This is a genomic window from Stenotrophomonas sp. FBCC-B152 (genome assembly GCF_059134105.1).
In genome coordinates this window covers 3,069,863-3,091,529 of the sequence record NZ_CP101442.1, presented here as the reverse complement: position 1 = coordinate 3,091,529, position 21,667 = coordinate 3,069,863, and the positions used below count along the sequence as shown (strand labels likewise).

Annotated in this window: 26 protein-coding genes and 1 other RNA gene; 7 read left to right on the top strand and 20 right to left on the bottom strand. The window is 68.3% G+C overall.

Annotated features, from left to right (window positions below; genetic code table 11):
- Positions 1-26 precede the first annotated feature (26 nt).
- The gene (locus tag NMB40_RS14265) at positions 27-242 is read left to right on the top strand and encodes a hypothetical protein (RefSeq protein ID WP_494358837.1); all 216 of its coding nucleotides are present in this window, start codon (positions 27-29) and stop codon (positions 240-242) included.
- A 13-nt stretch (positions 243-255) separates the two neighbouring features.
- On the opposite strand, the gene NMB40_RS14260 is transcribed toward NMB40_RS14265, so the two are convergent.
- On the bottom strand, positions 256-948 hold the full coding sequence (locus NMB40_RS14260; protein ID WP_494358836.1) for a hypothetical protein: 693 nt from the start codon (positions 946-948) through the stop codon (positions 256-258).
- An 86-nt stretch (positions 949-1,034) separates the two neighbouring features.
- Between NMB40_RS14260 and NMB40_RS14255 the strand changes: the two genes are divergently transcribed.
- On the top strand, positions 1,035-1,877 hold the full coding sequence (locus NMB40_RS14255) for an SDR family oxidoreductase (protein ID WP_494358835.1): 843 nt from the start codon (positions 1,035-1,037) through the stop codon (positions 1,875-1,877).
- Between the two features lie 258 nt (positions 1,878-2,135).
- Here the strand turns inward: NMB40_RS14255 and NMB40_RS14250 are convergent, their stop codons facing one another.
- On the bottom strand, positions 2,136-3,008 hold the full coding sequence (locus tag NMB40_RS14250) for an ion transporter (RefSeq protein ID WP_494358834.1): 873 nt from the start codon (positions 3,006-3,008) through the stop codon (positions 2,136-2,138).
- A gap of 64 nt (positions 3,009-3,072) precedes the next feature.
- Between NMB40_RS14250 and NMB40_RS14245 the strand changes: the two genes are divergently transcribed.
- Positions 3,073-4,302 carry an acetylornithine transaminase gene (locus NMB40_RS14245; protein ID WP_494358833.1) on the top strand — a complete coding sequence of 410 codons (1,230 nt, stop codon included), beginning with the start codon at positions 3,073-3,075 and terminating at the stop codon, positions 4,300-4,302.
- A 34-nt stretch (positions 4,303-4,336) separates the two neighbouring features.
- On the opposite strand, the gene NMB40_RS14240 is transcribed toward NMB40_RS14245, so the two are convergent.
- Positions 4,337-4,951 carry an HAD-IA family hydrolase gene (locus NMB40_RS14240; RefSeq protein ID WP_494358832.1) on the bottom strand — a complete coding sequence of 205 codons (615 nt, stop codon included), beginning with the start codon at positions 4,949-4,951 and terminating at the stop codon, positions 4,337-4,339.
- A 125-nt stretch (positions 4,952-5,076) separates the two neighbouring features.
- Here NMB40_RS14240 and azu point away from each other — a divergent pair, with 125 nt between their 5' ends.
- Positions 5,077-5,523 (top strand): azurin, encoded by a 447-nt coding sequence (azu, locus tag NMB40_RS14235; protein WP_494358831.1) that lies wholly within the window; start codon positions 5,077-5,079, stop codon positions 5,521-5,523.
- Between the two features lie 25 nt (positions 5,524-5,548).
- Here azu and hemL read toward each other — a convergent pair whose 3' ends face one another.
- Positions 5,549-6,838 carry a glutamate-1-semialdehyde 2,1-aminomutase gene (gene hemL / locus NMB40_RS14230; RefSeq protein ID WP_494358830.1) on the bottom strand — a complete coding sequence of 430 codons (1,290 nt, stop codon included), beginning with the start codon at positions 6,836-6,838 and terminating at the stop codon, positions 5,549-5,551.
- Positions 6,835-7,482, bottom strand: a complete 648-nt coding sequence (gene thiE, locus NMB40_RS14225; protein ID WP_494358829.1) for a thiamine phosphate synthase — start codon at positions 7,480-7,482, stop codon at positions 6,835-6,837. The genes hemL and thiE overlap by 4 nt, the downstream gene beginning before the upstream one ends.
- A gap of 72 nt (positions 7,483-7,554) precedes the next feature.
- Between thiE and NMB40_RS14220 the strand changes: the two genes are divergently transcribed.
- Positions 7,555-7,746 carry a rubredoxin gene (locus tag NMB40_RS14220; protein ID WP_494358828.1) on the top strand — a complete coding sequence of 64 codons (192 nt, stop codon included), beginning with the start codon at positions 7,555-7,557 and terminating at the stop codon, positions 7,744-7,746.
- 46 nt (positions 7,747-7,792) lie between these two features.
- Here the strand turns inward: NMB40_RS14220 and NMB40_RS14215 are convergent, their stop codons facing one another.
- From NMB40_RS14215 to NMB40_RS14180, 8 genes are all read right to left on the bottom strand, one after another.
- Positions 7,793-8,638 carry a SirB1 family protein gene (locus NMB40_RS14215; protein ID WP_494358827.1) on the bottom strand — a complete coding sequence of 282 codons (846 nt, stop codon included), beginning with the start codon at positions 8,636-8,638 and terminating at the stop codon, positions 7,793-7,795.
- 86 nt (positions 8,639-8,724) lie between these two features.
- Positions 8,725-9,171 carry a DUF192 domain-containing protein gene (locus tag NMB40_RS14210; RefSeq protein WP_448144012.1) on the bottom strand — a complete coding sequence of 149 codons (447 nt, stop codon included), beginning with the start codon at positions 9,169-9,171 and terminating at the stop codon, positions 8,725-8,727.
- A 56-nt stretch (positions 9,172-9,227) separates the two neighbouring features.
- Positions 9,228-9,875, bottom strand: a complete 648-nt coding sequence (gene rpiA / locus NMB40_RS14205; protein WP_494358826.1) for a ribose-5-phosphate isomerase RpiA — start codon at positions 9,873-9,875, stop codon at positions 9,228-9,230.
- Positions 9,876-9,900: 25 nt separating this feature from the next.
- Entirely contained in the window at positions 9,901-10,380 is a 480-nt protein-coding gene (locus tag NMB40_RS14200) for an EVE domain-containing protein (RefSeq protein WP_494358825.1), read from the bottom strand.
- An 8-nt stretch (positions 10,381-10,388) separates the two neighbouring features.
- A complete protein-coding gene (locus NMB40_RS14195) occupies positions 10,389-10,964 on the bottom strand; it encodes a 5-formyltetrahydrofolate cyclo-ligase (protein ID WP_494358824.1) in 576 nt (191 codons plus the stop codon).
- Positions 10,965-11,034: 70 nt separating this feature from the next.
- A non-coding RNA gene (gene ssrS / locus NMB40_RS14190) (6S RNA) lies at positions 11,035-11,219 on the bottom strand.
- Positions 11,220-11,309: 90 nt separating this feature from the next.
- Complete coding sequence (locus NMB40_RS14185; protein WP_068853895.1) at positions 11,310-11,606, bottom strand: cell division protein ZapA; 297 nt, start codon at positions 11,604-11,606, stop codon at positions 11,310-11,312.
- Positions 11,603-11,824, bottom strand: a complete 222-nt coding sequence (locus NMB40_RS14180; RefSeq protein WP_282247322.1) for a TIGR02449 family protein — start codon at positions 11,822-11,824, stop codon at positions 11,603-11,605. Before NMB40_RS14180 ends, NMB40_RS14185 begins: the two co-directional genes overlap by 4 nt.
- 129 nt (positions 11,825-11,953) lie before the next feature.
- Between NMB40_RS14180 and NMB40_RS14175 the strand changes: the two genes are divergently transcribed.
- The gene (locus NMB40_RS14175) at positions 11,954-12,502 is read left to right on the top strand and encodes a UPF0149 family protein (RefSeq protein WP_494358823.1); all 549 of its coding nucleotides are present in this window, start codon (positions 11,954-11,956) and stop codon (positions 12,500-12,502) included.
- Positions 12,503-12,509: 7 nt separating this feature from the next.
- Entirely contained in the window at positions 12,510-13,838 is a 1,329-nt protein-coding gene (locus tag NMB40_RS14170; protein WP_494361083.1) for an aminopeptidase P N-terminal domain-containing protein, read from the top strand.
- A 517-nt stretch (positions 13,839-14,355) separates the two neighbouring features.
- Here the strand turns inward: NMB40_RS14170 and pepQ are convergent.
- From pepQ to rph, 7 genes are all read right to left on the bottom strand, one after another.
- A complete protein-coding gene (gene pepQ / locus NMB40_RS14165; protein ID WP_494358822.1) occupies positions 14,356-15,681 on the bottom strand; it encodes a Xaa-Pro dipeptidase in 1,326 nt (441 codons plus the stop codon).
- A gap of 82 nt (positions 15,682-15,763) precedes the next feature.
- On the bottom strand, positions 15,764-16,111 hold the full coding sequence (locus NMB40_RS14160; RefSeq protein ID WP_282247461.1) for a PilZ domain-containing protein: 348 nt from the start codon (positions 16,109-16,111) through the stop codon (positions 15,764-15,766).
- Positions 16,108-18,597, bottom strand: coding sequence for a DUF1631 domain-containing protein (locus NMB40_RS14155; protein ID WP_494358821.1), 2,490 nt, complete (start codon positions 18,595-18,597; stop codon positions 16,108-16,110). The genes NMB40_RS14160 and NMB40_RS14155 overlap by 4 nt, the downstream gene beginning before the upstream one ends.
- 82 nt (positions 18,598-18,679) lie before the next feature.
- Positions 18,680-19,891, bottom strand: a complete 1,212-nt coding sequence (gene hemW / locus NMB40_RS14150) for a radical SAM family heme chaperone HemW (RefSeq protein WP_494361082.1) — start codon at positions 19,889-19,891, stop codon at positions 18,680-18,682.
- 58 nt (positions 19,892-19,949) lie between these two features.
- Positions 19,950-20,543 (bottom strand): RdgB/HAM1 family non-canonical purine NTP pyrophosphatase, encoded by a 594-nt coding sequence (gene rdgB / locus NMB40_RS14145; RefSeq protein ID WP_494358820.1) that lies wholly within the window; start codon positions 20,541-20,543, stop codon positions 19,950-19,952.
- A complete protein-coding gene (locus NMB40_RS14140) occupies positions 20,540-20,929 on the bottom strand; it encodes a VOC family protein (protein ID WP_282247464.1) in 390 nt (129 codons plus the stop codon). Before NMB40_RS14140 ends, rdgB begins: the two co-directional genes overlap by 4 nt.
- A complete protein-coding gene (gene rph, locus NMB40_RS14135; RefSeq protein ID WP_494358819.1) occupies positions 20,926-21,654 on the bottom strand; it encodes a ribonuclease PH in 729 nt (242 codons plus the stop codon). The genes NMB40_RS14140 and rph overlap by 4 nt, the downstream gene beginning before the upstream one ends.
- Positions 21,655-21,667: the final 13 nt, after the last annotated feature.

Below are 21,667 nucleotides of genomic sequence, written 5' to 3'. Positions count from 1 at the left end.
GGAATCCTGGGATAGGGGAATAGACCATGCACAAGACGGTCCACATAGCCCTCGCACTGGCAGCGCTCGCGCTCGGCATCTGGGCGTATTACGCGCTGCCCGGCTGGGCGGGGCTGCTTGTGTGTGGCGTTCTGCTGTTGTGCGCGGTGGTCGCAACCGTCATTGCCGCGCTGGGTCGCGGGGCACGGCAACTGGTCGCGCGGCTCTGGAGGGAATTCTTTGATTCCCTCTACGGACTCTGATGCACCAACATGCTTACGGTGTCACGGGCACCAGCTGCTGCGTGATGAAATTACGCTTGGCGTCGAAGTCATAGCCCATCTGCACGCTTCCCAGGTCGGGGCAGGCATGGCATTCGCGCAGCGGCGTGCGGTACAGCAGCCGAACGCCGCCGCCGTCCAGCGGGGCGGTGCCCGCCGCCTGCGCCGGGGCGAACGGCGTCGCCTGCGGATCGGTGGCCAGCAGCGCCTGTACGGCCGGGTCGGCACGCAGCGTGTCGTCCAATTGCACGTTGTCCACGTCAATGCGCTTGCCGCTGGCATCGATCAGCCGGGTGCCTTCGTTGGTGTTGGCGCGGAACGGGTAGTTCACAGTTGCTACGCCGACGCCATCCTGGTCATGCCAGGCCACCACATGGGCCAGCTCGCCGGCGCTGCTCAGCTGCTCGGCGGCGGTGACGGCATCGTCACTCGCACCACCGGCCAGCATCGCCTTCATCAAGCACTCGCGGGTGGCCGCGGCTTCGCCCTGGCGGCAGGCATTGAGGTCGCCACTCCAGACCACCGCGTTGCTCCAGCGCAGGGTGCCGTTGGCGGGTGATTGCGCGGTGGGGGTGGTGGCAGTGCCAGCGGGTGCTGCATCCGGCGCGGCGTTGGTGGGCTCGCGTTGGCAGGCGGTGGCGATCAGGACCACGCCGAGGGCAGTGAACAGACAGCGGGAACGGCGCATGGTGAATACCTCGCAGCAGTAACCGGGGCAGTAACTATCGTCAAGGGGCGGTTAATTGCGTGTGGGCGCGGCATACTTGGCCGATCATGAATTCGCAGGAGTTGATCGACGTGGCCAGTCTGCAAGGGAAAACCCTATTCATCACCGGCGCCTCGCGCGGCATCGGCCTGGCCATCGCCCTGCGCGCCGCGCGCGACGGCGCCAACGTGGCCATTGCGGCGAAGTCCGCCGTGCCCAACCCGAAACTGCCCGGCACCATTCACAGTGCTGCCGAAGCGGTCACCGCTGCGGGCGGGCAGGGCCTGGCGCTCAAGTGCGATATCCGCGAAGAAGACCAGGTGCGCGCGGCGGTGGCCGCCACCGTGGATACCTTTGGCGGCATCGACATCCTGGTCAACAACGCCAGCGCGATCTGGCTGCGCGGCACGCTGGATACACCGATGAAGCGGTTCGACCTGATGCAGCAGGTCAATTCGCGCGGCAGTTTCCTGTGCGCGCAGGCCTGCCTGCCGCACCTGCTGCAGGCGCCCAATCCGCACATCCTCACCCTGGCGCCGCCGCCGAGCCTGGACCCGAAGTGGTGGGCCCCGCACACCGGCTACACGCTGGCCAAGATGGGCATGAGCTTCGTCACGCTGGGCCTGGCGGCAGAGTTCGGACCGCAGGGTGTGGCAGTCAACGCGCTGTGGCCGCGCACGGTGATCGCCACTGACGCAATCAACATGATTCCCGGCGTGGACATCGGCGGCTGCCGCACCCCCGACATCCTCGCCGACGCCGCGCACGCGGTACTGACACGCGACGCCGTGGGCTTCAGCGGCCAGTTCCTGCTCGACGACGAGGTGCTGGCCGAGGCGGGTATCACCGACCTGAGCGGATACGCAGTGGACCCGACGCGCCCGCTGTTACCGGATCTGTTCCTGGATTGATCCGAAACACGCGTACGCCGCTTTTGATAACGGAATCGTCCTGCGCACGTAAAAATTCGTAGTGACACGCCATGCGTGTCAACCGCGCAAAGCGCGGCACAAGCATCCGAAGCCGCCCACCGTCGGCGCGCTGTCTGCGGCCGACGTTTAGATCATCCGAAGCCGCCCTTCAGGCGTTCATGACCCCGGAACGAAAAGCGGACACGCATGGCGTGTCCCTACGCGGCCACCATGCGGTTCTTCGTTGCGCAGGGCCGGTCATTGATTGAACGTCTCCGGCAACGCCGCCCCACACGCGCGGCAATGCTTCGCCTCCGCCTCATGCCCTTCCAGCCCGCACTGCGGGCAGCCACGTGCATCGCGCTTGGCGGCACGTTCGGCATCACGCATGGTGTTGGCCAGCTCGGCGGTATAGATGCCCGTGGGCACCGCGATGATGCTGTAACCAATCAGGATCAACACCGAGGTCACGAACCGCCCCAGCACCGTCTGCGGCACGATGTCGCCAAAGCCCACCGTCGCCATCGTCACCACCGCCCAGTACATCGCGCTGGGAATGCTGGTGAACCCATGGTTGGGCCCTTCGATCACGTACATCAACGTACCGGCAATGATGGTGATGGTGACCACCGTTAACAGGAACAGCAGGATCTTGCGCCGGCTGCGCCACAGCGATTCCATCAGCACGCCGCTTTCTTCGATGTAGCGGGTCAGCTTGAGGATGCGGAACACGCGCAGGATGCGCAGCGCACGCACCACCAGCAGGCTCTGCGCACCGGGAATGAACAGCGACAGGTAGGTGGGCAGGATCGAGGCCAGGTCGATGATGCCCCAGATGCTGAAGGCATAGCGCAGCGGCCGCTTCACCACCACCAGCCGCAGCAGGTACTCGGCGGTGAACAGGATGGTGAATCCCCACTCGACCACGTACAGCCAGCTGGCGTGCTCGATGTGGAAGCGCTGCACGCTGTCGAACATCACCACCAGCACGCTGGCGATGATGGCGTACACCAGCAGCAGGTCGAAATTGCGCGAGGGCCGGGTGTCGTGGCGGTAGATGATGTCGAACCAGGTCCGGCGCCAGCCGGATTCGGTGGCGGGGTTGAGCTGGGGGGCGCGGAAGGGGTGCATGGGCCGCATTGTGCCCCAGCCGGTGGAGGGGGAGAATGGAGCCTTTCCCGGACCCCTGACCGCCATGACCGCCGCTGCCCCCGATCCGCTCCTGTCCCTGTCGCATTACTACCTGCCGGTGTACAAGCCGCGCCAGGTGGTGCTTGAACGTGGCCAGGGCGCCCGGGTCTGGGACAACCAGGGCCGTGAGTTCATCGACCTGGCCGCCGGCATTGCCGTGTGCGGCCTGGGCCACAACGATCCGGACCTGAAGGCCGCGCTGATCGAACAGGCCGGCAAGCTGTGGCACACCAGCAACGTGTTCTACAGCGAACCGCCGCTGCGCCTGGCCGAAGAGCTGGTCACCGCCTCGCGCTTCGCCGAGCGGGTGTTCCTGTGCAATTCCGGCGCCGAAGCCAACGAAGTGGCGATCAAGCTGGTGCGCAAGTGGGCCTCCTCGCAGGGCCGCCCGGCCTACCAGCGCGTCATCGTGACCTTCCGCGGCAGCTTCCATGGCCGCACGCTGGCCGCAGTGACCGCCACCGCCCAGCCGAAGTACCAGGAAGGCTATGAGCCGCTGCCCGGTGGCTTCCGCTACGTGGACTTCAACGATGAGGTGCAGCTGGAAACGGCGATGGCTGCCGGCGACGTCGCGGCGGTGATGCTGGAACCGATCCAGGGCGAAGGCGGGGTGATGCCGGCCAAGCCGGGCTTCATGAAGCGCATCCGCGAGCTGTGCGACCAGCACAACTCGCTGATGGTGCTGGACGAAATCCAGGTCGGCATGGGCCGCACCGGCACCCTGTTCGCGCACTGGCAGGACGAGATCAAGCCGGACATCGTGACCCTGGCCAAGGCACTGGGCGGCGGCTTCCCGATCGGCGCGATGCTGGCCGGCCCCAAGGTGGCCGAGAGCATGCAGTTCGGCGCGCACGGCACCACGTTCGGCGGCAACCCGCTGGCGGCGGCGGTGGCGCGCGTGGCGCTGCGCAAGCTGTCCTCGGCGGAGATCGCGCGCAACGTGAGCCGCCAGTCGCAGGCGCTGCGCGATGGGCTGGGCAAGATCAATGACGAGTTCAAGGTGTTCAGCCAGGTGCGCGGCCGCGGCCTGATGCTGGGCGCGGTGCTGGACAAGGATTTCGCCGGTCAGGCCGGGGCCATCCTCGACCATGCCGCCGAGCACGGGCTGCTGACGCTGCAGGCCGGGCCGGATGTGCTGCGGTTCGTGCCGTCGTTGAACATCACCGATGAAGAGATTGCCGAAGGCCTGAAGCGGCTGCGGGCAGCCGTCCAGTCGTTCATCGCGTCGCGCTGAGGTAACGCCGCCTGACGCCGGGCACTGCCCGGCGTCAGGCGTTGATGCCGAACCGCTGCATCAGCTTGCCGAAACTGCGGCTGTCGCTCGCGGTATCGGCATGCAGGCCCGCCAGGCGGGCGCCGCGCACATTGACGAACAGATCGTCGACGAACAGGGTGCGGGTGGGACGTGCGTCGAGCCGTTCCACCGCTTTCAGGAACACCGCCGGGTCTGGCTTGCGGCCGCCCAGTTCGCCACTGCACAGGATGCGCCCGTCCAGCATCGGCGCCAGCGCAGGCAGGATGCGCGGAATGGTCTGCGCCATCAGTGCGCCGTTGTTGGTGAGGATGGCGATCGGCATTACCTGCGCGATGCGCTGCACGCGTTCGACCACGCCGGTCTGCGGCGGCGAGGCGGCAATGCGCGCGTCCTGCCACTGGGCGAGGCTGATCGCCACGCCGAGTGCATCGCCCAGTTGCTGCAGGTAGCGCGTGCTGTCCAGCCCCAGATCGAACTGCTGCTCCAGTCCGCTGTCGAACAGCGCGGTGTGCACCTGCGCGGGCGTGCATCCGCAGGCCTCGGCCAGGTGGCGCACACGCAGGTGCCGCGCGTAGTTGACCAGCACGCCATCGAAATCCAGCAGCAGGCAGTCCAGGGCAACCGGCATGTTCCACTCACGTGCGAAGCGACAGCCGACGTTACCGCACTGTCGGGGTTCGCTGCGACATCCCGTCGCACCACGCCCTGCATCGGGCTGCCTAGAATTGCAGTGACTGAAGGATGGAGAACGCCGTGAAACTGTTTGTCCCCATGATCCTGGCCGGGTTGGCATTGGCGCCCGCCGCGCAGGCGCGCGTGTGCGCGGTCAGCATCGACAGCACCGACCAGATGAGCTTCAGCAGCAAGGAGATCAAGGTGGCCGGCGACTGCAGCCAGGTGAAGCTGACCCTGCGCCACACCGGCAAGCTGGCGGCCACGGCGATGGGGCACAACTGGGTGCTGACCAGGGCGGCGGACTATCAAGCGGTGGCGATGGCCGGCATGCGGATGACGCTGGCCGACAGCTACCTGCCGAAGAAGGATCCGCGGGTGTTGGCGCATACGACGGTGATCGGCGGCGGGCAGAGCACCAGCGTGACGTTCCCTACCGCCGCATTGCGCAAGGGCGGCGACTACACGTTCTTCTGCTCGTTCCCCGGGCACTTCGCGATGATGAAAGGCAGGTTTGTGTTCGGCTGATGCCGAACACAAACCGTGCTGCCGCTTACCCCTTGGCGACCCTGAACGCCTCGCGCGCGGCGTCAATCGTTGCGTCGATGATGCTGTCATCGTGCGCGCTGGACAGGAACCCGGCCTCGTAGGCCGACGGTGCCAGGAACACCCCGCGCTCCAGCATCGCGTGGAAGAAGCGGTTGAACGCGGCGGTGTCGCAGGCAGTGGCCTGGGCGTAGGTTTCCACCTTCTGGTCGGTGAAGAACAGGCCGAACATAGCGCCCACCTGGTTGGTGGTGACCGCCACGCCCGCGTCGGCCGCAGCCGCTTCCAGCCCGGCGCACAGGCGCGCGCTGGCCGCCGACAGGCGCTCGTGGAAGCCCGGTTCCTGTACCAGCTCCAGCATTGCCAGCCCAGCGGCCATGGCCACCGGATTGCCGCTCAGCGTGCCGGCCTGGTAGATCGGGCCGGCCGGGGCGATCTGCGACATCAGCTCGCGGCGGCCGCCGTAGGCACCCACCGGCATGCCGCCGCCGATGATCTTGCCGAAGGTGGTCAGGTCCGGGGTGATGCCGTAGTGCGCCTGCGCGCCGCCCAGGGCCACGCGGAAGCCGGTCATCACTTCATCGAAGATCAGCACCGCGCCGTACTGCGTGCACAGCGCGCGCAGGTGCTGCAGGTAGCCGTCGCGCGGCGGAATGCAGTTGGCGTTGCCGACCACCGGCTCGATGATCAGGCCGGCGATGTCCGCGCCCTGTTCGGCGAACAGCGCGGTGGCCGCGTCGAAATCGTTGTAGGGCAGGGTCAGGGTGAGTTCGCTCAGGCCGGCCGGCACGCCCGGCGACGTCGGCACGCCCAGGGTCAGCATGCCGCTGCCGGCCTTGACCAGGAACGAATCGCCGTGGCCGTGGTAGCAGCCTTCGAACTTCACGATGCGGTTGCGGCCGGTGGCGCCGCGCGCCAGCCGGATCGCCGACAGCGTGGCTTCGGTGCCCGAATTGACCATGCGCACCATCTCGCACGACGGCACCAGCCGGGTCAGCGTTTCGGCCATGGTCACTTCAGCCGCGCACGGCGCGCCGAACGAGAGGCCGTTGTTGATCGCGTGCTTGACCGCCTGGCGCACCGCGCTGTGGTTGTGGCCGACGATCATCGGGCCCCACGAGCCCACGTAGTCGATGTAACGGTTGCCGTCGACGTCGTACAGGTACGGGCCGTCGGCGCGCTCGACGAAGAACGGCTCGCCGCCCACCGACTTGAACGCGCGCACCGGCGAATTGACGCCGCCCGGAAGCAGTTCCTGGGCGCGGGTGAACAGGGCGTGGGACTGGTCGTGCTTCATGCGGAAGGGTCCTGGAAACAAGCAAGGTAGGCGTGCAGGGTGGCCACCGGGTCGTTGGCGGCGAAGACGCTGCTGACCACGGCCACCAGATCGGCGCCGGCGGCGATGATCGGGCCCACATTGTCCGGCGTCAGCCCGCCGATCGCCACCCGCGGTACCCCGAGTGCGGCGCTTTGCCGCAGCAGGTCCGGGTGGGCGCGGCTGCTGGTGACCTTGGTGGTGGTCGGGAAGAAGGCGCCGAAGGCCACGTAGCTGGCCCCGGCGGCCACCGCCCGTTCGGCGTTGGCCAGCTGGTCGTAGCAGGACGCGCCGATGATGGCGGCCGGGCCGAGCAGGGCACGCGCGGCGCCGATGTCGCCGTCGGTGCCGCCCAGGTGCACGCCGGCCGCGCCGACCTCGTGGGCCAGCGCCGGGTCATCGTTGATGATCAGCGGCACGCCGTGCGCGGCGCACAGGTCCTGCAGGGCCTGCGCCTGTTCACGGCGCAGCGCGTGGCTGGCGGTCTTATTGCGGAACTGCAGCCAGGTCGGGCCGGCGGCCAGCAGCGGTGCCACGCGGTCCAGCAGGCGGCCGGTATCGGCCTCGTCGGGGGTGATCAGGTACACGCCGCGCGCGGGCGCGGCCGGGGAAGCAGGGAGCGTCATCGATGGCTACCGGTAGGGCGGCGGGAGTGGGACAATGGCCTATGACCGTACTGCCCAACGCCTGATTATCCGATGACCGACGCCACCGCCACCACCTTCCGCACCTGGATGTGCGTTGTCTGCGGCTTCATCTACAAGGAAGTCGACGGCCTGCCCGAAGAAGGCATCGCCCCGGGCACCGCGTGGGAAGACGTGCCCGAAACCTGGACCTGCCCGGACTGTGGCGTGACCAAGGACGATTTCGAAATGGTCGAAATCGACTGACCCTGGGCATCGGTAGGTATCGACCGTTGGTCGATACACGCAACCTTCAATGCAGGCGCGGCAGACGCCCACCCATTTCCACCAGCTTCTCGCGCACCCACTGCGCATCATTGGCCTGGCCGTTGCGCTGCAGGTACAGCGCCAGGTCCTGGCGTGCGCCGGCCTGGTAATCCAGCTGCAGGTAGGCCAGCCCGCGGTCACGCAGGGCATCGTCCTGTTCCGGGGCCAGCTTCAGCAGGCGGTCGGCACTGCGCGCGGCGCGGTCCCACTCACTGCGCTCCACGTACACGCCGTGCAGGTTGCGCAGCATCCGCATCAGGATCGCCCGCGCCGGGGCCGCGTCCAGGATCTGCGCCAGCACGTTGTCATCGGGCACTTCGCCGCCCAGGTGCGAGCGCGCGCGTTCGCGCAGCTCCTCCACGTCCAGCGGCCGCCCGCCGTTGAACGGGTCCATCACCAGCATGCCGTCGTCCACCGGCAGCCGCACCAGGAAGTGGCCGGGGAAGGACACGCCGTCCAGCGGAATGCCCAGCCGCCTCGCCACTTCCATCTGCACCATGGCCAGGGAGATCGGGTTGCCGAGGCGGCGTTCGAACACCTGGTTGAGGTAGCTGTTGCGCGGGTCGTAATACTCGCCGTGGTCGCCGCCATAGCCCAGTTCATCGAACAGGTGGCGATTGACGGCGGCAATCTTGAGCGGCCAGTGCTCGATCGTCTCCACCTCGGTACGCAGGTGGTCGGCGTGGCTCTGCACCAGCGCGTCATAGACCTGCGGGTCCAGGTCGGGGTATTCGTCGCGGGCGATCAGCAGGGCCGTGGGCAACAGCGGCAGCGCCTCGTCGTCCAGTTCGGCCAGGGAGTCCCACGGCGGCAATGTCATTGGCGCCTGCATGCACACAGACTGGCGACAAACGCGGCCCGATTCAAGCGGGATCGCGTGAAAACTTCCGGGCCGGCGGGGCGGCCCGTCCGCGCCGTTCAGGGCCTGTCGGCGATGCCCGGGCCGAAGGTCAGCACCGCGCCATCCTGCAGGCCCAGCTTCTCGGCCTGGCCGGCGTTGAGCTCCAGCACGTAGCGGGCCGGGCCGCTGCTGGGGTAGGGCGGGCAGCGGTCGCCGGCCGAGCACGGCGGCACATCGCGCTGCTGGCTGACCAGGCGCCGCTGGTCATCGAAATACAGGATGTCCAGGGCGATCTTGGTGTTCTTCATCCAGTACGCCTGCAGCTCCTGGCGGTCGTGCAGGAACAGCATGCCGTGGTCGGCCGCCATCTCGTCGCGGAACATCAGCCCGCGCGCGCGGCTTTCATCGTTGGTGGCCAGTTCCACCTGGTAGCGGGCCCCGCCCAGTTCCACCCAATGGCTGGCACCGGCGCTGGCACAGCCGGACAAGGTGAGCAGCAACAGCAGCGTCAGCAGCAGGCGCATGAAGGGCATGGGCGGTCCTCGCAGGAGAGCCGGCACGGGCGTGCCGGCGGGGGATATCAGAACACCATCGGCGGTTCACCGCCAACAATCACCACATCGGCCGGGCGGCGTGCGAACAGGCCCACCGCGACCACGCCGGGCAGCTGGTTGAGCTCGCGCTCCAGCGCCACCGGGTCGGTGATCTGCAGGTGGTGGATGTCCAGGATCTGGTTGCCGTTGTCGGTCACCACGCCTTCTCGCCAGGCCGGCTGGCCGCCGGTCATGTCCATGATGCGGCGCGCGATCAGGCTGCGTGCCATCGGGATCACTTCCACCGGCAGCGGGAACTTGCCCAGCACCGGCACCTGCTTGCTCGGGTCGATGATGCACACGAAGCGCTCGCTGGCCTCGGCGATGATCTTCTCGCGGGTCAGCGCGGCGCCGCCGCCCTTGATCAGGCACTTGTTGCCGTCGCATTCGTCGGCGCCGTCCACGTACAGCGACAGCCCGCCGGTGTGGTTGAGTTCCAGCACGTCGATGCCGTGCTGCTTCAGGCGCGCGGTGCTCTGCTCGGAGCTGGACACGGTGCCCTTGATGCGGTGCTGGATGCGGGCCAGGCCGTCGATGAAGTAGGCAACGGTGGAGCCGGTGCCGACCCCGACGATCATGCCGTCTTCGACGTATTCCAGGGCTTTTTCTGCGGCGAGGCGTTTGGCTTCGGACATGGCGGGAAACTCGTGAAGGAAAAGGTCAGTGTTTTTTTTCGAGCGACAGCAGCAGCTTCCACTGCGCGGCGGTCACCGGCAGGATCGACAACCGGTTGCCGCGCGCGATCAGGGGGAACCCTTCGCCCAGCGCATCGGCATGCAGCTTGATCTCGTCCAGCGAAATGGTGTCGCGCAGCTTGCGCTCGAAGGCCACGTCCACCAGCAGCCAGCGTGGCGTTTCGCGGGTGGCCTTGGGATCGTAATAGTCCGATTTCGGATCGAACTGGGTGTCGTCCGGGTACGCCTCGGTGGCGACCGTGGCGGTCCCCACGATGCCCGGCACCTTGCTGTTGGAGTGGTAGAACAGGATGCCGTCGCCGACCTTCATGCCATCGCGCATGAAGTTGCGCGCCTGGTAGTTGCGCACGCCGTTCCAGGGTTCCTGGCCCACGCGCTTGAGGTCATCGATGGAAAAGGCGTCCGGTTCGGACTTCATCAGCCAGTAGCGCTTGCGTGCGGTCATGCGTCGTTCTATCGGGGAAGGTACGTGGTGGTGTCGGTGCAGATCGCATCCACGCCGACGTCCCACGGCTGCACGGGCAGGTCATCGACCTGCTGCACCGAAAAACCGACGCCGGCCAGCCACGGCGGGGCCGGGCGCTGGCTGCGGAATGCGAAGCTGCGATCATACCAGCCGCCCCCCATGCCCAGCCGCCGGCACTGCGCGTCGAAGCCCACCAGTGGGGCCACCACCAGGGCCATCTGTTCGGGCGCCAGGGTGTCGTCCACGGCGATGTCGGGTTCGGGAATGCCGAAGCGGTTGCTGGTCAGCGGCTGGCCCGGGCGCCACGGCGCGAAGCGCAGCGTGTCGCCGGCCAGCACGGGCAGGCAGTAGGTAGCGGTGTCGGGCAGGCGCATCTGCCAGCGGTGCAGCGCGATTTCGCCATCCAGTGCCCAGTACCCGGCCACGAAGCCGTGGGTGGGCGCGAAGGGCAATGCAAGCAGGGCATCGGCAAGCAGTTCGGCGGCGGACAGGCGCTGCGCGGCGGGAATGTCTCGGCGGCGTTGGCGCAGCTGCTGGCGCAGTGCGGAGCGCGGGTCGGTCATGCCTGGGTCCGTTGGGGCCGGATAAAACAAGAGCGACGTTCCAGTGGAACGTCGCTCTTGCAGGAATACTGCATTCTCCGCGGTGACGATGCGTGCGAAACGACCTTGAACCCGGGGTTCAAGTGGGTACGCTGGGCCTCCATTGGGCTTCCCGCTACAAGGCGGACCTGCACTCCCGGCGACGTCGCGCACCCGTGGTCGTAATTAAGGGACAAGGCGAATGTTTGCACACGCCGTCGTTCACAGCAGAGAACGCGTCGCCATTATAGCCAACCGCACCGGATCGGATACCCCGTTCGTCGGTTCGATTACGTGCCAATTCAGAACAATGAAAAACGCGTGCACTCAGCCCGCGTCCAGGGCCCTGTCCAGGCGCCTGTTCAGATCGGCCAGCGTCTGTTGCAGGGCGACGCCCTGGCGGGCGTGGTCGTCGCGCAGCTGCTGTAGCTCGTGCGCCAGGTTCAGCGCGGCCAGCACCGCCACCCGGTCCACGGCCGCCATGCGGTTGCTGCCGCGGATCTCGCGCATCTTGGCATCGAGCAGGCGCGCGGCGGCGGTGAGGCTTTCACGCTCTTCGGCGCCCACGCCCACGGTGTATTCGCGGTCCAGGATGCGGACACTGACCGGTTCGGTCTGGCTCATGTGTGCTGCTCCAGCGATTTGAGCCGGGTGATCATCGCTTCCACCCGTGAGCGGGCCTGCTCGTTCTTGGCCAGCAGCTGCGAGCGCTCGTTGACCAGCTGTTCCTGCTGGTGGCGCAGGCTGCGGTTCTCCTCGGCCAACCGCTGGTTGCGGTCCAGCAACGCCTCCACCCGGGCGGCAAAGGCCTGCAATTGGGCGATGGCTTCGGCGGGTTCCATGTCCGGCACGATAGGCAAGGGGGGTGGAGGCGGTCAAGCTAATAATGACGGGGGGCGGATTGATACACTGTGGCGCTGCCAACCCAGGGTTGCCGGCAGCGCCGCCGACCCACCAGATCGAGCCCCAAGATGACCGAACTTCCGAGTGTCAACGACGTAAACCAGGCCAGCCAGGCGGCGGGCCTGGGCGCTACTGCCGCGGAGCTCCACGGGGGCCTGTGCGGCTGGCTGTCTGCCGGCGGCGCGCCGGTGCGCGAATGGCCGGCGCGGGTGCTGGCCGACGACAACCTGCCGGTCCCGGCCGAAGGCGATGCGCTGGACCGGCTGCTGGGCGCCAGCGTGGCGCAGCTGGAAGACCGCGATTTCGCCTTCGAGCTGCTGCTCAGCGACAGCGATGACACCGCCGCGCAGGCCGATGCGCTGTTCACCTGGGCGCGTTCGTTCCTGGGCGGTTTCGGCCTGGGCGCGGGCCAGCAGCGTCCCGCGCTGTCCGAGGAAGGCGAAGAGGCGCTCAATGACCTGGCCAAGCTGGCCCAGGCCTCGAGCGAGGATTTTGAAAGCGGCAACGATGACGACGAGGACGCGCTCGCCGAAATCGAAGAGTTCATCCGCGTGGCGGTGCTGATCCTGCACGGCGACTGCGTGATGGCCGCGCGCCACCGGCAGCGCCTGAACTGAGATGGATATCCGCGAGTTGACCGGCATCACCGCGGCCGAATACGCGGGGCGCCGCCAGGCGCTGATGGAAATGGCCGGCGATGACGCCATCCTGGTGCTGCCGGCCGCATCCGAGCGGGTGCGCAGCCTGGATACGCACTATCCGTTCCGGCAGGATTCGGACTTCTGGTACCTGAGCGGCTTCCCGGAGCCGGATGCGGTGCTGGTGCTGATTCCCGGCCGCCGCCACGGCGAGGTGATCCTGTTCTGCCGCGAGCGCGACGCCGACCGCGAAGCCTGGGACGGCGCGCGTGCCGGCCAGGAGGGCGCAGTGGCGCAGTACGGCATGGACGATGCGTACCCGATCGACGATCTGGACGACATCCTGCCGGGCCTGCTGGAAGGGCGGTCGCGGGTGTACTACCACTTCGGGCGCGACGCCGAGTTCGACCTGAAGCTGATCGGCTGGGTCAACCGGGTGCGTTCGCAGGTGCGCCATGGCGCGCAGCCGCCGCATGAATTCCTGGAACTGGGCCACCTGCTGCACGAGCAGCGCCTGTTCAAGTCGAGCGCGGAAATCGCCTTGATGCAACGCGCGGCCGACATCACGGTGCAGGCGCACCGGGTGGCGATGCGCGTGGCGCGGCCGGGCATCCACGAATACGAGCTGCAGGCGGACCTGGAGCGCGAGTTCCGCGCCAACGATGCGTGGGCGGCCTACGGCAGCATCGTGGGTACCGGCGCCAACGGCTGCATCCTGCATTACCGCGCCAACAACGCGCGCAGCCGCGATGGCGAGCTGGTGCTCATCGATGCCGGTGCCGAGTACCGCGGCTACGCCAGTGACATCACGCGCACGTTCCCCGTAAATGGTCGCTTCACGGCCGAACAGCGCGCGCTGCACGACCTGGTCGGTGCGGCGCAGGCGGCGGCACTGGCGCAGGCCAGGCCGGGCGTGCCCTACGAGGCCGGCCACCTGGCGGCGGTGCAGACGCTCACCGAAGGGTTGCTGCGGCTGGGCCTGCTCACCGGCACGCTGGAAGAGAACATCGCCGACGGCCACTACCAGCGTTTCTACCGGCACAAGACCGGCCATTGGCTGGGCCTGGACGTGCACGACGTGGGCGACTACCGCCTGGCGGGCGATTCGCGGCTGCTGGAACCGGGCATGGTGTTCACCATCGAACCGGGCCTGTACATCAGCGCCGACGACCGCAGCGTGGAAGCGCGCTGGCGCGGCATCGGCATTCGTACCGAAGATGACGTGGTGATCACCGACAGCGGGCATCACGTGCTGACGGCTGGTCTGGCGCGAAGTGCTGATGAGATCGAGCAGGAAATGAACGCTGTTCGCTGAGTCAAAGCGAAGAGCAGCGTTTCAGTTTTTCCGAGCTGGGGAAGCCGACGGGCAGCCCCGACAGGTGGCAGCGTGCGGAAACGAAGCGCAGCCACGCAGGGCGTGGCTCTACGCGGCGGGTGCGCGAATGGGGTTTAGGCCGGTTACGCGGCGGTTACGCGATTGGGCTGGGGGCCGGTTACGCGGCCGGTACGTCGAACGAACCTGGCACGGTAGCGTCGGTTCCCGAACGACGGCACGGAACGCCACCGCGTCCGGCAACGCATGAAAATGATCGGCACCGCCGTTGATCTTCCATGGCCACCAACACACCGTCGAGGGTCGGCGGGGGCGGGGGTACGGGGGCTTTGCGAAACATGGATGTTTCGCAAGAGCCCCCAAGGATGGGTTCACGGCGCCCCCCGTACCCCCGCACCCGCCGGCCCAGCTCAGACCATGCAGGAACCACCGGCTGTTCGCATAAATACATGAAGCAGCCGGGCAACTGCCCGGATGCATGGGAAGGCGTCGATCAACGTTACGCCTTCGCAAACTCCGGCCGGGTCAGGTTGTCCGCATCGCCGTCGGTGCACAGCACTTCATCTTCAATGCGGATGCCACCATAAGGCCGGAAGAAGTCCACGCGGGCCCAGTCGATGCTGTCGCCCTGGCCGCGCTGCTTCACTTCGTCCAGCAGCATGTCGATGAAGTACACGCCCGGTTCGATGGTGACCACCATGCCCGGTTCCAGTGCGCGGGTCAGGCGCAGGTACGGGTGGCCCTGCGGGCGCTCCACGCGGCCGCCGCGGTCGCTGGCAGCGAAGCCGGCCACGTCGTGGACCTGCAGGCCGATCAGGTGGCCCAGCCCGTGCGGGAAGAAGGCCGCGCTGACGCCGGTGGCCAGCGCCGCTTCCGGCGAGACCTTCAGCACGCCGAAGTCGTTCAGGATGCTCATCAGCGATAGATGCGCATCGATGTGCAGCTGCTTGTAGTCCACGCCCGCGCGCACGCCGGCACCCATCATCTGCTGGGCCGCGTCTACTGCATCGATCATCGCCTGGAACTCGTCGTGGCCCGCGGCCGCATACGTGCGCGTGATATCGCTGGCATAGCCGTACGCGCTCGCGCCGGCGTCGATCAGGAAGCTGCGCAGCGGCTGCGGCGCGCTGCGGCCCAGGTCGGTGTAATGCAGCACCGCAGCGTGTTCGTTCAGCCCGATGATGTTGCCGTAGGGCAGTTCATTGGCATCCTGGCCGACCGCGCGGCAGTAGGCCATGTGGATCTCGAACTCGCTCGCACCGGCGCGGAACGCAGCCTCCGCCGCGCGGTGGCCGCGCACGCCCAGCTGCTGGGCCTGGCGCATCAGCGCGATTTCATACGCCGTCTTGTACGCCCGGTGCCAGTCCAGGTAGTGGATGACCGGCTCGGGATTGTTCGGCGCGAATGCGCCCAGCGCGCTCTGCGGCTCGCCCAGGATCGCGCAGCGCGCCGCATCGCGCGGCAGCAGCGCCAGCGCCTCGTCCGGCGTGCGGATGATCTCGATGTCGAAATGGTCCACCCACCAGCCGTTCGGCGCATCCGGCACCACGTGCCAGTAATCGAACGGCTGGTGGAAGATCACCTTCGGGCGCTGGCCCGGCGTGTACACCACCCAGCTGTTGGGCACCTTGGTCAGCGGCAGCCAGGCCTTGAAGTTCGGGTTCACCGCATACGGGTAATCGCGGTCGTCGAACGCCTGGTAGTGCAGCGTGCCGCTGGGAATCACCAGGTGGTCGAAGCCGCCGCGCGCCAGCGCCTCGTCGGCGCGTTGGCACAGCACGCGGACATGATGGGAATACAGGGCGGCGAGGTCGGGCTGGTTCATCGCGGAGGCTCACAGGGCAGTGCGGAATGCAGCCCCTGATTCTGCCGCAATCAGCCCGTGCGCGCTGTGCCGGAACCGGCACTCACACCGCCGAAGATTCCTCGGCGATCCAGGCGCGCAGCTGTTCGCGGTGCTCGCGGCTCAGGGTCAGGAAGCGGAAGCCCGCCCACGACTGGCCCGGCGCATTGCTGTGCTCGTTCCACAACAGGTGCGCGCCCACGTCCACCTGCACCGGTTGGCCCTGGGGACCCTGGATGGCGAAGCGGAACTGATACAGCGCCTCCGGCGTCATCGGCACCGAACAGATCATCAGCATGCCGGTTTCAGACACATTGCCCAGCCGGCCGATCACCGCCTCGGCCATCATGTCGGTCACCGGCACCTGGTCGGCCACCTCGCGGCGGGGTGCACGGCGGGTGTCGTCGTTCATTGCTCGGTCTCCGCAGCGGCCGGGGTGCCGGCCAGCGAACGCAGGGTGCGCAGGGTGGCCTGCCAGGCACGATCGATCAGGCGGCTCTTGCCTTCGCTGACCAGGCGCGCCTGGCCGTGCGCCATCAGCCGCGCCAGGCTGTCCAGCGAATGCTCGGCCACCTTCTGCCCGCGCGGATTGACGAACAGCGCGTTGTCGGTGATCAGGCTGTACCAGGACAGCCGCTGGCGGCGCATGTCGCCCTGCTGGTTGGTGGTGAATTCGAACCACGTGCCGAACGGCAGGGTGCGCAGCTGGCGGTACCAGTCTTCCTCGGCCGGGCTGCGCGCCAAGGGCGCCTCGCGCCGTGCTTCGCTGCCTTCGGCCTGCTCGCCCAGCCGGGTGCGCGCACGGATGCGCGCGGTCAGTTCGGTGCGCGAGCTGCTGTCGTCTTCGCCGCCCGGGGTGGACAGCCGGCGCGCGATCGCCGCCGCTTCGTCCTGGTGGTAGCCCACCTGCAGCAGCGCCGCTTCGACCTGCTCGCCGAGCTGGGTATCACTCTCGGCGCTGCCGGGCGGCTGGCAGGTGACCTCGGCGATGCGTGCGGTTTCCTGCTCGCGCGCCTGCCATTGTTCGGAGCCTTCGCCGCTGCGCAGCAGGGTCAGGGTCAGTACGTCCGACCAGGCCTGCTTGAGCAGGGCCTGCACGAACCGTGGCGGCGCGGCCTGCGCGCACAGCTGTTCGATGCTGGCGCCGGCCTGCTGCTTGGCTGATTCCAGGCGTTCCTTGCCGCGCGCCGCTTCCACGTGGCGGCGCTCGGCCAGCTCGGCCTTGTGCGCCAGCGCGCGGAAATGCTGCTGGATCTCGTCGTTGGCCGCTTCGAAGACCGCCGCATCGCCCTCGTAGTCGGTGACCACCTTGTCGACGGCACGGTCCAGCTTCTGCACCAGCTGCGGGTCGACATCCTCCTCGCCCAGCCAGTTGGCGCCGGCTTCGGCCACCGCGTTGAGCAGCTCGCGGGCCGGGTGCTGGTCGCGCACGAAGAACGCCGGGTCGGACAGCGCCGCGCGCGCCACCGGCACCTGCAGGCGGGTGAGCAGGTCCACGGCGGCCGCGTCGGGGCGGACCTCGCGGTGGATCTGCCCGTACAGCATGTCCAGCAGGTCGAAGGTGTCGGTGTCCTTGACCGTCAGCGCGGCCTGCGGGCCGTGGTCGGCGCGCATCTGGGCGAGCAGGGCGTTGTGCAGGTCGGCCATGGTGCGGCGCACGCCGGCCGACTGCGCCTGCAGCTTGGCCAGCGTGGCGTGCAGGTTGCCGCTGGAGATCGCGACCGGTTCCGGCCGCTCGCCTGCTCCCGCAGCCTCTGCCTGGGGCGACGCCCCGGCAGCACCCTGTCCACCATCAGCACCCGCAGCAGGAGCCGCAGCGCCAGCGCCGGCAGTGGTGCCCGGCTGGCCCGGCGCCACTGGAATGCCGTGGCCGAGGCCTGCCGGGCCCTGGGTATGGCGGGCGGCGTCCAGCAGGTGGTGCAGGGCCGACAACGCCGGGGCGTTCATGTCGACCGGAGCGGCATCGGCGGGCGCTGCTGCTGCAGCGGCGGCGGCCGGCTGGCCAGCGGCCGGCGCCGGCGGCGCCATCTGGCCGATCGCTTCGCTGGTCATCGCCGCCCAGTTGCCGCTGCTGGCAGAACCGCTCCAGCCGGTGAGCGGGCGCCCGGCCGTACCGCCGGGTTCGCGCGCGGGCGCCGTGCCGGTGCCGCGCTCGGACCCGGTGACGATCCGCCGGGTGGTGGCCGAACGCGCCAGGTACGGGGTGTAGACCAGGCCGGGCAGCACGCCCTCATGGGTCAGCAGTACGTTGGCGCGTTCCAGCAGCTCGCCCAGGCGTTCCAGCAGCTGGCGGTCGAACACGCGGAACAGCGCCAGCTGGGTTTCCAGGCCCAGCGCGAATTCCTCGCCCAGCTCACGGGTGATCCGGCACAGCACGTAGGGCCCGAACGGCAGGTCCTCGGCGTCGAACGCCGGGCCGGCGGCAAGCACGCCGAAGCGCTGCCCCAGCAGTTGCAGCGCACTGGCCGAGCGCTGCGCCTCGCGGCGGGTGATGTCGGCCAGCACGATGTCGCGGTCGATATCGGTGTCGGTCACCAGGGTCAGCGTGGTGGCCGTCACCGGCGCGCTGGGGGCCGGTACGTGCCGCACCCGCGGTTCGCGCAGGTTGGCCAGGGCCGTGGCCAGCGCGTCCAGGAAGCGCGGCGCGAACTGCGCATTGATGTCGTGCAGGCGCCGGGCCTGGGCGTAGATGTCGGCCTGGATCTGGCTGTTGCGCGCGCGCTCGGCATCGCGGAACAGCTCGCGCTCCAGCTCCACGATGGTCAGCTTGAGCGGGGTGCTCAGGGTCTGCACGGCCAGTGCATGCAGCACCGCCAGCAGGCGGCGCACGCGCGGCGGCGCATTGACGCTGGCGAACCGGGTCAGATCGGGTGGCGATGAAGGTGCGGACGCAGACATCCGTTGTAGGTTCCGGCTCCCCTGAGAGCACAGAATCTAACGTTTTCCCGGGGTCCCCGCCAGAAGGGATCTCCCGACACCCTCAGCCCAGGAACAGCTCCACCACGTCGTTGGTGAAGCGCCGGCCCAGCTCGGTCGGCTGCACGTGGTCGCCCTGCACGGTCATCCAGCCGTTGGCGAGGGCGGTCTGCAGCGGCGCGGCGATCGTCGCCCGGTCCAGCCCGGTGCGCGACTCGAAGTCCTTGAACCGGAAGCCCTCGTGCAGGCGCAGCAGGTTGAGCATGTATTCGAAGGGCAGGCGGTCGGCGCCGATCACCTCGTCGCCGCCGATCGACGCGGCCGTGCCGGCGGTGTCCATGAACGTCTGCGGGTGCTTGTGCTTCCAGCGGCGCAGCACGTGCTGTTCGGCGCCGGAGCTGATCTTGCCGTGGGCGCCGGCACCGATGCCCAGGTAATCGCCGAAGCGCCAGTAGTTCAGGTTGTGCTGGCTCTGCCGCCCGGGCCGCGCGTAGGCGCTCACCTCGTACTGGGCATAGCCGGCCTCGGCCAGCAGGCGCTGGCAGTGTTCCTGCATGTCCCAGGCCGAATCATCGTCGGGAATGCCCTGCGGCGGCCGCGCGAAGAACACGGTGTTCGGCTCCAGGGTGAGCTGGTAGTGCGACAGGTGGGTGGGCTGCAGCGCGAACGCGCGATCCAGGTCGTGCTCGGCCTGGGCCAGGGTCTGCTGCGGCAGCGCGTACATCAGGTCGATGTTGAAGTTGTCGTAGCCGGCATCCTGGGCCAGCTTCACCGCGCGCTCGGCTTCGCCGCTGTCGTGGATGCGGCCCAGCCGCTGCAGCGCCTCATCGTTGAAGGTCTGGATGCCGAAGCTGATCCGGTTCACCCCGGCCGCGCGGTAGCGGTCGAAGCGGCCGTGCTCGGCCGTGCCCGGGTTGGTTTCCAGGGTCACCTCCAGGTTCGGGGCGAAGCGCAGCCGTGCCGAGGCGGCCTGCAGGAAGCGGTCGATCGCCTCCGGCGGGAACAGGCTGGGCGTGCCGCCACCGAAGAACACGCTGTTCACCACCCGGCCCCAGACCAGCGGCAGGTCCTGGTCGAGGTCGCGGACCAGCGCATCGATATAGGCCTCGAACGGCAGCTCGCCCTTGGCCTGGTGCGAGTTGAAATCGCAGTACGGGCACTTGCGCACGCACCACGGCAGGTGCACGTAGAGCGACAGCGGCGGCGGCACCAGCGACACCGCGTGGTCGTGGTCGCAGCGTTCGCCGGGAAGGTGGTGGCAATCGTGGTCGGACATCGTGCTCATCGGTAGCGCCGGCCGTTGGCCGGCCCTCGGGAAATCATCAACAGTCGATTCAGATCAACGCCGACAGCTTCTGCTTCAACACCTGCAATGCCTTGCCGCGATGGCTCATCGCATTCTTCACGTCCGGCGCCATTTCCGCGGCGGTCTGGCCCAGCACCGTGTCCAGGAACAGCGGGTTGTAGCCGAAGCCATGGCTGCCGCGCAGTTCGTCCAGGATCTCGCCTTCCCAGCTGCCTTCGCAGATCAGCGGCTGCGGGTCGTTGGCGTGGCGCAGCAGCACGATCACCGCGTAGAAGCGCGCGGTGCGGCGCTCGGCCGGCACGTCGCGCATGTCATGGAGCAGCTTGGCGTTGTTGGCCGCGTCATCGGTCGGGCTGCCGGCATAGCGCGCGCTGTACAGGCCCGGTGCGCCGTCCAGCGCATCCACGATCAGGCCCGAGTCGTCGGCCAGCGCCGGCAGGCCGGTGCTGGCGCAGGCATGCCGCGCCTTGATCAGTGCGTTCTCGACGAAGGTCAGGCCGGTTTCCGGCACATCGCTCACGCCCAGCGCGCCCTGCGCCACGATCTCCAGTGGCAGGCCGGCCAGCATGGCCTGCAGTTCCTTCAGCTTGCCGGCGTTGCCGCTGGCCAGTACCAGTTTCATTGCTTGGGCTCCAGCAGGTCCCACGTGTTGCCGTACAGGTCGCGGAACACCGCGACGGTCGCATAGGGCTCTTCGCGCGGGGCTTCAAGGAATTCCACGCCGCGCGCGGTCATCGCGGCATGGTCGCGGTGGAAATCGTCGGTGTTGAGGAAGAAGCCGACCCGGCCACCGGTCTGGTTGCCGACCCGGCTCTGCTGCTCTTCGTTACTGGCGCGGGCCAGCAGCAGCGCCGCGGCGCTGCCATCGGTCGGGCCGACCACCACCCAGCGCTTGCTGCCCTGGTCGATATCGTCGATCAGGTGGAAGCCGAGCTTGCCCGTGTACCAGGCGATCGCCTCGTCGTAATCGGCCACCACGAGGGTGACCAGGGCGAGGCGCCGGCTCACGGCTGCGCCAGCGCGGCCTGCTGGGCCGCGAACAGGTCGGTGATGCCCTTTTCGGCCAGGGCCAGCAGCGCGTCCAGCTCATCGCGGCGGAACGCGTGGCCTTCGGCGGTGCCCTGCAGCTCGATGAAGCCGCCGCCGTCGTTCATCACCACGTTCATGTCGGTGTCGCAGTCGCTGTCTTCGGCGTAGTCCAGGTCCAGCACCGGGGTGCCGCGGTAGATGCCGACCGACACCGCGGCAACGGCGCCGAAGATCGGGTTGCGCTTGATGTCGCCGCGCTTGATCAGGAAGTTCACCGCGTCCACCAGCGCCACGTAGGCACCGGTGATGGCGGCGGTGCGGGTGCCGCCATCGGCCTGCAGTACGTCGCAGTCCAGGGTGATGGTGCGCTCGCCCAGCGCGCCCCGATCAATGCAGGCGCGCAGGGTGCGGCCGAGCAGGCGCTGGATTTCCAGGGTGCGGCCGCCCTGCTTGCCGCGCGCCGCTTCGCGGTCGTTGCGGGTGTGGGTGGAGCGCGGCAGCATGCCGTATTCGGCCGTGACCCAGCCTTCGCCCTTGCCGCGCAGGAAGCCCGGCACGCGGTTCTCCACGCTGGCGGTGCACAGCACGCGGGTTTCACCGAAGCTGACCAGCACCGAGCCTTCGGCATGGCGGGTGAAGGCGCGTTCGATGCGCACTTCGCGCAACTGGTCGGCCTGGCGGCCGCTGGGACGGGGATCGGACATGGATGGCTTCCGG

Coding starts and splice junctions, on each gene's coding strand:
- NMB40_RS14265 (WP_494358837.1), top strand. CDS start 27: ATGCACAAGACGGTCCACATAGCCCTCGCACTGGCAGCGCTCGCGCTC.
- NMB40_RS14260 (WP_494358836.1), bottom strand. CDS start 948: ATGCGCCGTTCCCGCTGTCTGTTCACTGCCCTCGGCGTGGTCCTGATC.
- NMB40_RS14255 (WP_494358835.1), top strand. CDS start 1,035: ATGAATTCGCAGGAGTTGATCGACGTGGCCAGTCTGCAAGGGAAAACC.
- NMB40_RS14250 (WP_494358834.1), bottom strand. CDS start 3,008: ATGCACCCCTTCCGCGCCCCCCAGCTCAACCCCGCCACCGAATCCGGC.
- NMB40_RS14245 (WP_494358833.1), top strand. CDS start 3,073: ATGACCGCCGCTGCCCCCGATCCGCTCCTGTCCCTGTCGCATTACTAC.
- NMB40_RS14240 (WP_494358832.1), bottom strand. CDS start 4,951: ATGCCGGTTGCCCTGGACTGCCTGCTGCTGGATTTCGATGGCGTGCTG.
- hemL (WP_494358830.1), bottom strand. CDS start 6,838: ATGAAGCACGACCAGTCCCACGCCCTGTTCACCCGCGCCCAGGAACTG.
- thiE (WP_494358829.1), bottom strand. CDS start 7,482: ATGACGCTCCCTGCTTCCCCGGCCGCGCCCGCGCGCGGCGTGTACCTG.
- NMB40_RS14220 (WP_494358828.1), top strand. CDS start 7,555: ATGACCGACGCCACCGCCACCACCTTCCGCACCTGGATGTGCGTTGTC.
- NMB40_RS14215 (WP_494358827.1), bottom strand. CDS start 8,638: ATGCAGGCGCCAATGACATTGCCGCCGTGGGACTCCCTGGCCGAACTG.
- NMB40_RS14210 (WP_448144012.1), bottom strand. CDS start 9,171: ATGCGCCTGCTGCTGACGCTGCTGTTGCTGCTCACCTTGTCCGGCTGT.
- rpiA (WP_494358826.1), bottom strand. CDS start 9,875: ATGTCCGAAGCCAAACGCCTCGCCGCAGAAAAAGCCCTGGAATACGTC.
- NMB40_RS14200 (WP_494358825.1), bottom strand. CDS start 10,380: ATGACCGCACGCAAGCGCTACTGGCTGATGAAGTCCGAACCGGACGCC.
- NMB40_RS14195 (WP_494358824.1), bottom strand. CDS start 10,964: ATGACCGACCCGCGCTCCGCACTGCGCCAGCAGCTGCGCCAACGCCGC.
- NMB40_RS14185 (WP_068853895.1), bottom strand. CDS start 11,606: ATGAGCCAGACCGAACCGGTCAGTGTCCGCATCCTGGACCGCGAATAC.
- NMB40_RS14180 (WP_282247322.1), bottom strand. CDS start 11,824: ATGGAACCCGCCGAAGCCATCGCCCAATTGCAGGCCTTTGCCGCCCGG.
- NMB40_RS14175 (WP_494358823.1), top strand. CDS start 11,954: ATGACCGAACTTCCGAGTGTCAACGACGTAAACCAGGCCAGCCAGGCG.
- pepQ (WP_494358822.1), bottom strand. CDS start 15,681: ATGAACCAGCCCGACCTCGCCGCCCTGTATTCCCATCATGTCCGCGTG.
- NMB40_RS14160 (WP_282247461.1), bottom strand. CDS start 16,111: ATGAACGACGACACCCGCCGTGCACCCCGCCGCGAGGTGGCCGACCAG.
- NMB40_RS14155 (WP_494358821.1), bottom strand. CDS start 18,597: ATGTCTGCGTCCGCACCTTCATCGCCACCCGATCTGACCCGGTTCGCC.
- hemW (WP_494361082.1), bottom strand. CDS start 19,891: ATGTCCGACCACGATTGCCACCACCTTCCCGGCGAACGCTGCGACCAC.
- rdgB (WP_494358820.1), bottom strand. CDS start 20,543: ATGAAACTGGTACTGGCCAGCGGCAACGCCGGCAAGCTGAAGGAACTG.
- rph (WP_494358819.1), bottom strand. CDS start 21,654: ATGTCCGATCCCCGTCCCAGCGGCCGCCAGGCCGACCAGTTGCGCGAA.